Annotated in this window: 1 protein-coding gene; it reads left to right on the forward strand. The window is 67.7% G+C overall.

Annotated features, from left to right (window positions below; genetic code table 11):
* Positions 1 to 1,879: class I SAM-dependent methyltransferase (locus tag NS4_RS30965; RefSeq protein WP_157106352.1), on the forward strand; the 1,879-nt coding region annotated here is incomplete at both ends.

Genomic DNA, 1,879 nt, shown 5'->3' on the forward strand with positions numbered 1-1,879 from the left:
CGGGACGTGAGCCTGAAGCGGGAGCACACCCGGGAAGCGGAACTGGTGGAGCAGTGGCAGCGGGTCTACGACGAACTGTATTCCGGGCAGCAGGGCTATATCCGGGACGATACCGGCACGGACGGTACCGGCCCTGAGGCGGATGCGGATGCGGGTGCGGTGGGGTTCGGGGAAGACTTCTCGGGCTGGAATTCCAGCTACACCGGTCAGCCGATCCCGCTCGAACAGATGCGGGCGTGGCGGGCGGCGACGGTGGAACGGATCCGTGGTCTACGGCCGCGGCGGGTACTCGAGATCGGCGCCGGGTCGGGATTGTTGCTGTCACGGCTGGCACCCGAATGCGAACAATACTGGGCCACCGATTTCTCGGCCACCTCGATCGAAGGATTGCATACCGGGCTGCGGGGCCGGCCCTGGGCCGGGCGGGTGCGGTTGCGGGTGCAGCCGGCCGATGTGGTCGAGGGGTTGCCGCAAGGCCACTTCGACACGGTGGTGTTGAACTCGGTGGTGCAGTACTTCCCGAACGCGGCGTATCTGCTCGATGTCCTCGACAAAGCGCTACGGTTGCTGACCCCCGCAGGCGCGGTGTTCATCGGCGATGTACGCAACCAGGCGTTGTTGCGGGAATTCACCACCGGAGTGCAATGCGCCCGCGCCGAGGACACCACCACTACGGCCACGGTACGGCAACGAGTACGGCGGGAAATGCTCGCCGAGCGGGAATTGTTACTGGCGCCGGAATTCTTCACCGCCCTGCCCCAGCACCTCCCCGACATCGCGGCGGTCGACATACAACTCAAGAACATGCCGCTGCACGACCCGCAGGTGGCCGACGAACTGGGCCGGTACCGCTACGAGGTCGTGCTGCGTAAAGCACCGGTCGCGGCACGATCGCTGGCCACCGCACCGGTACGGCCGTGGCAGCAGTTCGAGGACCTGACGCGAGTACGGGAATATCTCCACACCCGACACCCACACCAGATACGGATCAGCGGAATCCCCCACGCCGGACTGACACCCGACATCACCACGGTCCACGCCCTCGACCACGCCGCGGACCACACCCCCGTCGCCGACCTCCGCGAGGACAACGGCCCCGCAACCGACGCGGTCACACCACAGGACTGCCACCGACTCGCTCGAGAACTGGGATACACCGCGGCGGTGACCTGGTCCCCGACCCCCGGCCTGATGGACGCGATCTACACCGACACCAACACCCACACCGGTGCCGCAGTGCCCGAAGCGTTCACACACGTGTACCTCCCCGACGGCCCGGTCGATTCCCTGACCGGATACGTCAACGATCCCGCCGCCGCCGGCCGGGCCGCGGAACTGCGGGGTTTCGCCGCCGAGCGGTTGCCGGAGTACATGGTGCCCGCGGCGGTGGTGGTGCTGGACCGGTTGCCGTTGACGGTGAACGGGAAACTGGACCGCACAGCGTTACCGGCCCCCGACTACGGGGTGGCGGCCGGGTCGGGCCGGGCACCGGCGACTCCGGTGGAAGTGGTGCTCGCGGAGTTGTTCGCACAGGTGCTGGGAGTGGACTCGGTGGCGGCCCAGGACTCGTTCTTCGGGCTCGGTGGCGACAGCATCATGTCGATCCAGCTGGTAGCGCGGGCCAAGGCCGCGGGAGTGATGATCTCGGCCCGCGATGTCTTCGAGCGGAAGACCGTGGCAGGGCTGGCGGAGGTCGCGGACATCAGCGGTGGGGCGGGGCCGGGGCTTGCGGAACTGCCCGGCGGCGGGATCGGTGAAATCGCGGTGACACCGATCGTGGCCTGGCTGCTCGATCACGACACCGGGGTGGACCGGTTCTCCCAGACGATGCTGCTGTCGCTACCGGCCGGGATCGATGCCGACACCCTGACACGCACGA

The sequence above is a fragment of the Nocardia sienata NBRC 100364 genome, assembly GCF_001613205.1.
Lineage (GTDB): Bacteria > Actinomycetota > Actinomycetes > Mycobacteriales > Mycobacteriaceae > Nocardia > Nocardia sienata.